Source organism: Flavobacterium sp. UBA5153 (assembly GCA_002413745.1).
In the GTDB taxonomy this organism is placed as follows: Bacteria; Bacteroidota; Bacteroidia; order Flavobacteriales; family Flavobacteriaceae; genus Flavobacterium.
Map to the genome: position 1 here is coordinate 71,375 of DHXP01000017.1, position 7,242 is coordinate 78,616.

The window sequence follows — 7,242 nt, forward strand, 5'->3', positions numbered from 1 at the left end:
GAGAAAAGAGAAAAGAGAAAAGAAAATAGAGAAAAGAAAATAGAGAAAAGAAAATAGAGAAAAGAAACAAAAAATGAAAATCACAAAAATTTGTTGCATTGGCGCTGGATATGTTGGGGGACCAACAATGGCGGTTATTGCACAAAAATGCCCCCACATTCAGGTTACCGTAGTCGATTTGAACGCGGAACGAATTGCAGCCTGGAATGATGAAGACGTGAATAATATTCCAATATATGAACCAGGATTAAGCGCCATTGTTGCCGAAGCCAGAGGAAGAAACCTATTTTTTTCGACCGATGTGGAAAAAGCCATCGATGAAGCCCAAATCATTTTCATATCGGTAAACACGCCCACAAAAACCTACGGAAAAGGGAAAGGCATGGCCGCCGATTTGAAATATATCGAATTGTGTGCCAGACAAATAGCTAAAGTAGCCAAAGACAACAAAATCGTAGTCGAAAAATCGACTTTGCCGGTACGAACTGCCGAGGCCATCAAAAGTATTTTGGACAATACGGGTAATGGGGTGCAGTTCCAGATTCTTTCCAATCCGGAATTTCTTGCCGAAGGCACCGCAGTCAAGGATTTATTGCATCCTGACAGAATATTGATAGGCGGAGATGAATCAAAGGAGGGTCAAAAAGCAATCCAGGCATTGGTTGATATTTATTTGAACTGGGTAAGTCCCGAAAGAATACTGACCACCAACGTGTGGTCGTCAGAATTGTCAAAATTGACCGCCAATGCTTTTTTGGCACAAAGAATATCTTCCATAAATGCACTGTCCGAACTTTGTGAAAAAACGGGTGCCAACATCAATGAAGTGGCGAAAGCCATAGGGATGGATAGCCGAATAGGTCCAAAGTTCTTGAAAGCTTCTGTTGGTTTTGGTGGTTCTTGTTTCCAGAAAGACATCTTGAATTTGGTTTACATCGCTAAATCCTACGGGTTAAACGAGGTGGCCGATTATTGGGAACAGGTAATTATTATGAACGACCATCAGAAAAAGAGGTTTTCCAATAAAATAGTGCAAACCCTTTACAATACCGTTGCCGATAAAAAAATAGCGTTCCTGGGTTGGGCTTTCAAAAAAGATACCAACGATACCAGGGAATCGGCGGCTATTTATGTGGCCAATGATTTGATAAGCGAACAGGCCAAAATTGCGGTTTACGATCCTAAAGTGTCAAGGAAAAAAGTCTTGGCCGATTTGGATTATTTGGAGTCAAGAAAACACAAAAGAAATGTGGAGGGAATTAGCTCATTTGATGACCCTTATGAAGCTTGTAAAGAGGCACACGCCATAGCCGTTCTTACTGAATGGGACGAGTTTACCCAATATGACTGGCAAAAAATATATGATGGAATGCAAAAACCGGCTTTCGTTTTTGACGGCAGGAATATATTGAATAAGTCTGAATTAGAAGCCATCGGGTTTGTTTATCAGGCGATTGGATCCTGATAATGGTTGTTAGTTGTCGGTTATTGGTTGCGGGTTCTCGATACAATTCTGCCCAAAAGCAGGATCGAACTGACGTTTTTTATTAAGATATAAACAGCGGCATTTGAAAAACACACCCCCAGCCCCTCTCAAGAGGGGAGTCAGGAGTGCTTTAAATTCATAATATGTTATTTTGTATTGGTTTTTTTAAATAAAAATTATGCCTCACGCTGACGGGTTTCAGAGTTGTCGGTTACTTAGTTGCGGGTTCTCGATACAATCCTGCCCAAAAGCAGGATCACTCGAACTGACGGGTTTCAGAGTTGTCGGTTACTTAGTTGCGGGTTCTCGATACAATCCTGCCCAAAAGCAGGATCACTCGAACTGACGGGTTTCGGAGTTGTCGGTTATCAGTTATTGGTTGCGGGTTCTCGATACTATCCTGCCCAAAAGCAGGATCACTCGAACTGACGGGTTTCAGAGTTGTCGGTTATCAGTTATTGGTTGCGGGTTCTCGATACAATCCTGCCCAAAAGCAGGATCACTCGAACTGACGGGATTTCGGAGTTGTCTGTTATCGGCAAGTTGATTGGAACATTTTATAATTGGCATTGTTTAATTAGAATTTAAAAATGAGGAAAACCGTAAAAGAAGTATTTTTATTTAAAGTAATTTTGGCGAAATTTGAAATGAAAAGTAGGCCAGACTTTATTATTTTGACTAAAACTAAGGAATTTGTTATGCAAGCATCAAGTTGGTTGTCTTAAAATTATACTAAAGCATTAGCCGTTGGGTGTTATTAGTAGAATTTTTGAAATAATTAAAATATAAAAAATTAAACGCATAGTTCCGATAGCTATCGGAACATAGAAAAAAGAATGAGATAGACCAATTCTTGGTTAAACAGAGCTATGATTAGCTTTAATTAAGTGAAACGTCTTGATTTAATTAATAAAAACTATGTGTCTATGTGTTTAAAAAAAACAATAATTTGAATTACACCCAACGGGTTAAATAAGATTCTTCCTCAAGAAGAACCAAAAAAACTTTTAAAAATTGAACACAGACATAAAAATAGCCGTCATCGGTTTGGGATACGTGGGTTTGCCTTTGGCACGATTATTTGCAACACAATATCCCGTTGTAGGATTTGACATCAATACATCCAGAATCAACGCGCTTAAACAGGGGAATGACAGCACACTGGAAATTGATGCTGCCAGTTTAAAAAAAGTATTACTCGAAACTTCGGGTGATGCAATAGGGTTGTATTGCACATCGTCCCTTGAGGAAATAGCCGACTGTAATTATTTCATTGTTACGGTTCCCACGCCTGTGGACAAAAACAATCGTCCTGATTTAACGCCCTTGTACAAGTCCAGCGAAACCGTAGGTAAAGTGTTGAAAAAAGGAGACATCGTCATTTACGAATCCACCGTTTATCCAGGGGTTACCGAGGAAGAATGTGTGCCGGTTTTGGAAAGAGTTTCAGGATTAAAATTTAATGTTGATTTCTTTGCCGGATATTCTCCGGAGCGCATCAATCCCGGAGACAAGGAGCATACGGTAGACAAGATTTTGAAGGTGACTTCGGGATCCACTCCAGAAATTGGACAGAAAGTAAACCAATTGTACCAATCGGTGATTACGGCAGGAACGCATCTTGCTCCCTCCATAAAAGTGGCTGAAGCCGCCAAAGTAATCGAGAATTCGCAAAGGGACATCAACATTGCCTTTGTCAACGAATTGGCCAAAATATTCAATATATTGGAAATTGACACCCACGCCGTATTGGAAGCAGCGGGAACCAAATGGAATTTCCTTCCTTTCAAACCAGGCTTGGTTGGCGGGCATTGCATAGGCGTAGATCCTTATTATTTGGCGCAAAAAGCACAGGAAAAAGGCTATCATCCCGAAATAATATTGGCAGGACGCCGTTTGAATGACAGTATGGGGGAATATGTGGCTTCGCAAGTGGTCAAGCTAATGATCAAAAAGGGAGTGACCATCAATGGGGCGAGTCTATTAATGTTGGGCATTACCTTCAAAGAAAACTGTCCTGATGTCCGCAACACCAAAATTGTCGATGTTATAAAGGCGTTAGAAGATTATGGTATTAAAATAACCATATACGATCCTTGGGCAAATCCTGCCGATGTGTTGCTTGAATATGGATTGACAACCAGCAATAACAAACCGGAATGTTCATTTGATGCAGTGGTTTTGGGCGTGGCCCATAAAGAATTTCTGGATTTGGACCTAAATTCCCTAAGAAATGAAAACAGCATTCTCTATGACGTAAAAGGGGTTTTGGGGGATATGGCTGACGGGAAATTATAGCAGTTATCTGTTGTGAGTTATCGGTTGTCGGTTGTCGGTTTTTGTCCCGATAGCAAACGGAAGCGAGTTGAAGAAGACGAAAATTGATTGGATTTATTGTGTTTTCAAAAAAAACGCACCCCCAGCAGATTGCTTTATTCTTCGCAATGACAGGGGAGTTTGGAGTGCAAATAACCAAAAAAGTTTTTGTGATTGAAAAAAGTTAGATTGTAATAAAAAATAAAAAGATGAAAAAAATACTGATTACGGGCGGTGCGGGATTTATTGGGTCCCATGTTGTGCGACTTTTTGTAAAGAAATATCCGGAATACCAAATCTTTAATTTGGATGCGCTAACCTATGCGGGAAATCTGGAAAATATAATGGATATCGAAAAAGAACCGAATTATACTTTTGTGAAAGGTGATATAACCAACGAAAGTTTTATTTCCAACTTGTTTCTGGAACACCAGTTTGACGGAGTGATCCATTTGGCTGCCGAATCACACGTGGATCGATCCATCGAAGACCCAATGGCTTTTGTGAAAACCAATGTGATAGGGACGGTGAATTTGCTCAATGCAGCCAAAAAACAGTGGGCCAATACTGCCGAAGGGAAACGTTTTTATCATGTCAGTACCGATGAGGTTTATGGTTCTTTAGGCGCCGAAGGCTTGTTCACGGAAACCACCGCTTACGACCCCAATTCACCTTATTCCGCTTCCAAAGCAAGTTCGGATCATTTTGTAAGAGCGTACGGTGAAACCTACGGCTTGCCTTATGTGGTCACCAATTGTTCCAACAATTATGGACCCAACCATTTCCCTGAAAAATTAATTCCCCTTTTCATCAATAACATTATTAATAACAAGCCTTTGCCTGTTTACGGTGACGGAAATTATACCCGTGATTGGTTGTTTGTGAAAGATCATGCTGTGGCTATTGACCTGGTTTTTCACCAAGGCAGGAATCACGAAACCTACAATATTGGAGGTTTCAACGAATGGAAAAATATTGATTTGGTAAAAGTGTTGTGTTCTATTATGGACACGAAATTGGGCAGGGAAGCGGGTACGTCGGCCAAACTGATTACCTATGTCAAAGATCGTCCAGGACACGATTTGCGTTATGCCATCGATGCGACAAAAATAAACACGGAATTGGGTTGGAAGCCCTCGGTAACCTTCGAGCAAGGATTGGAAATTACCGTTGATTGGTATCTTAATAATCAGGAATGGTTGCATCATGTGACTTCAGGAGAATATGGGAAGTATTACGAGAAGATGTACTCTTAAAAAAGTTATATGACTATCCGTTACTAATACTAATTAATTATTTCAGCCACGAATTACACAAATTGGCACGAATTCCTGTTATAATTTTTAAAAAATTAGTGAAAATTAGTGTAATTCGTGGCAAAGTTTTTATAAAGCATTTGTGTCCTGAAAATTTAGTCCGCTTAGCGGACAGTCATAAAAAGTTATCAGTTATCAGTTTCGGATTATAAAACAGGATAGTTTAAAGCGACTTAATGAAAAAAAGACAGTTAAAAGGTATTTAGAATAGATACGCATTGATTCAAACAAACAATAGAAAAAATAGCTAACCAATAACGGAAAATAACCCGTTGGGTGCAATTAATAGAATTTTTGAAATAATTAAAATATAAAAAAATTACACGCACTTCGACTTTGCTCAGTGCAGGCTCGAAACATAGAAAAAAGAATGAGATAGATCAATTCTTGGTTTTGCTTAGCCTGTTCGACCTTCGGTCTCGGGTAACAGAGCTATGATTAACTTTAATTAAGTGAAACGTCTTGATTTAATTAATAAAAACTGTGTGTCTATGTGTTTAAAAAAACAATAATTTGAATTACACCCAACGGGTAGAAAATAATGAAGAGTTATAAAGATTTAAATATCTATAATTTGAGTTTGTTTTTGTTTTGTAATGGTCAATAGAAAAACCGACAACCAAAAACATTTGTTTTTCGATTGCATAATTATCACGTTAAGCACATAAAGAACAGATAACAGATAACCGAGAACTGATAACAAAAGATGAAATAAGTATGAATTGGTATGTAGTGTACACCAAACCCAAGTGGGAAAAAAAAGTAGCGGAACGATTGAATGAAATTGGGGTGGTCACCTATTGTCCGTTGATTACCAAAATCAGTCAATGGTCTGATCGAAAAAAAACAGTAAGTGTGCCCTTGTTCAACTCCTATATTTTTGTTCAGGTACCAGAAAAGGGAAGGAATAAAATATTTGAAGTGACAGGTGCCATCCGGTATTTGTTTTGGCTGGGAAAACCGGCAGTGGTAAGGGATTCGGAAATTGAGGCGATACAGAATTGGCTTTCCGCTCCGGCTGATTTTGAGGTGTCCATCGATAAATGGCAAAAAGGGGATAAAATCATATTAGAATCAGGACCGTTTATAACCCAGCCTGCCATCATTCAGGAAGTAAAAAAAAACCATTACATCTTGATTTTGGAATCGTTGGGTTGCGTTCTCAAGGTGAAAAAAAAAGAAGTGTGATTTTTTATAGCTATTTCCAATCCCACGGTTAAAACCGTGGGCGATAGATAGGAGGAAGTTAAAATTATTTTACAGCCATAACCCAAAGTTTCAACTGAGGGAGAAAACTAGACAATTAGACAATGCTATTAAATACATATTAGAATCTGGATCATTTATAACCCAATCTGCCATCATTCAGGAAGTAAAACAAAATCATTATGTGTTGATTTTGGAATCGTTGGGTTGCATTCTTAAGGTGAAAAAAAAGGAAGTATAATTTGTTTTTATTAAAGTTTTTTTTGAAATAAATAACGGTTCGTTTTTTTTTAAAATAAGGTATTGATTTTTAATCAATTAGGCGGAACAGATACAATGTATTTAAAATATTTTAAACTTTTTATATAGTATCAATAAAAGTTGGATTCTCCTTTTTTTATATAAATTTGTAATCTGTTGAAATTATGGTGAGCCCAGTTATGGGAGTCACCACGGCGAAGCCGTGAAAAAGAGTTGTCGGTTGTCAGTTAACGGTTTCGCGATTTAAGGTTACGACTTTATATGTTACAATTTCTCGACGATAGCGATTTGTTTTACGATAAAATGTAAAACACACCCCTATCCCGATAGCTATCGGGACCTCTCAAGAGGGGAATGGCTTCAGAGAACAGATAGTCAAAAGTGAAGAGTGTCCTTCGGCAGGCTCAGAATGACGGGGAAGAGTGTCCTTCGGCAGGCTACCATTGACGTTTTTTATTAACACATTGAATATCAATTAAATGATAAAATACAATTGTAAGAAAACACATTATTGCATTTTAATTAAAATTCTACTTATGATAGAATAATGTGTTTTTAATTGACATCTATTCTTTTTTGCATTGCCCAAAAAAGAACCAAAAAACGCTAGCCCTGGACTGTTCGCCGACCCGCTATTTTCTCAATTCTGAAATCCAA

At 38.3% G+C, this 7,242-nt stretch carries 4 protein-coding genes; all 4 read left to right on the forward strand.

The window, feature by feature from the left end:
- Positions 1-73 precede the first annotated feature (73 nt).
- The 4 genes from B2145_RS03520 to B2145_RS03535 all read left to right on the forward strand — a co-directional run bounded on the left by B2145_RS03520 (position 74) and on the right by B2145_RS03535 (position 6,306).
- Positions 74-1,465, forward strand: coding sequence for a UDP-glucose 6-dehydrogenase (locus B2145_RS03520; RefSeq protein ID WP_291098281.1), 1,392 nt, complete (start codon positions 74-76; stop codon positions 1,463-1,465).
- Between the two features lie 1,035 nt (positions 1,466-2,500).
- A complete protein-coding gene (locus B2145_RS03525) occupies positions 2,501-3,784 on the forward strand; it encodes a nucleotide sugar dehydrogenase (RefSeq protein WP_291098283.1) in 1,284 nt (427 codons plus the stop codon).
- A 227-nt stretch (positions 3,785-4,011) separates the two neighbouring features.
- Positions 4,012-5,058, forward strand: a complete 1,047-nt coding sequence (gene rfbB / locus B2145_RS03530) for a dTDP-glucose 4,6-dehydratase (protein ID WP_291098286.1) — start codon at positions 4,012-4,014, stop codon at positions 5,056-5,058.
- 777 nt (positions 5,059-5,835) lie between these two features.
- On the forward strand, positions 5,836-6,306 hold the full coding sequence (locus B2145_RS03535) for a UpxY family transcription antiterminator (RefSeq protein ID WP_291098288.1): 471 nt from the start codon (positions 5,836-5,838) through the stop codon (positions 6,304-6,306).
- The last annotated feature ends 936 nt before the right edge of the window (positions 6,307-7,242 follow it).

Excerpts from the sequence above, each read along its gene's own strand:
- B2145_RS03520 (WP_291098281.1), top strand. The coding sequence starts at position 74 with ATGAAAATCACAAAAATTTGTTGCATTGGCGCTGGATATGTTGGGGGA.
- rfbB (WP_291098286.1), top strand. The coding sequence starts at position 4,012 with ATGAAAAAAATACTGATTACGGGCGGTGCGGGATTTATTGGGTCCCAT.
- B2145_RS03535 (WP_291098288.1), top strand. The coding sequence starts at position 5,836 with ATGAATTGGTATGTAGTGTACACCAAACCCAAGTGGGAAAAAAAAGTA.